Source organism: Paracraurococcus lichenis, assembly GCF_030657435.1.
Lineage (GTDB): Bacteria > Pseudomonadota > Alphaproteobacteria > Acetobacterales > Acetobacteraceae > Paracraurococcus > Paracraurococcus lichenis.
This window is the reverse complement of the sequence record NZ_JAUTWS010000527.1, coordinates 1-377: the sequence shown is the minus strand read 5'-3', so window position 1 is coordinate 377 and position 377 is coordinate 1. Positions and strand designations below refer to the sequence as shown.

Annotated in this window: 1 pseudogene; it reads left to right on the top strand. The window is 68.2% G+C overall.

Annotated elements, in window-relative coordinates:
- Window positions 1–49 precede the first annotated feature (49 nt).
- Window positions 50–377, top strand: a pseudogene (locus Q7A36_RS41095) (hypothetical protein); the annotation flags it as partial.

The following is a 377-nucleotide window of genomic DNA, read 5'->3' as shown; positions in this document are numbered from 1 at the left end:
CGGCGAGATTTGGATTGCACGAGGGGCTGGAACGTGGGTCAACCAGCCTGTGGCCCTGTCCGTCGACCCTGCCGTGCTATCGTCCCCGGAGAAGGACGACCTGATTGCAACGCTGTTGGCGCAGGTCGACGCGTTGGTGGCCCGAGTTGCCGCGCTCGAGGCGGAGAATGCGGCCTTGCGGGAGAAGCTGCAGGCGCCGCCAAAGACGCCGAACAACTCTGGCACGCCGCCCTCGCAGGGGCGCAAGGCGAATGGTGACGGCAAGCCGAGCCCCAAGACCAGGGTGCACGCCGGCGCGCATCGGCCGCTGCATCCCAATCCGACGCGTTGCGAAGCGATCCGGATGGAGCACTGCCCGCACTGCCGCGCCGACTTGG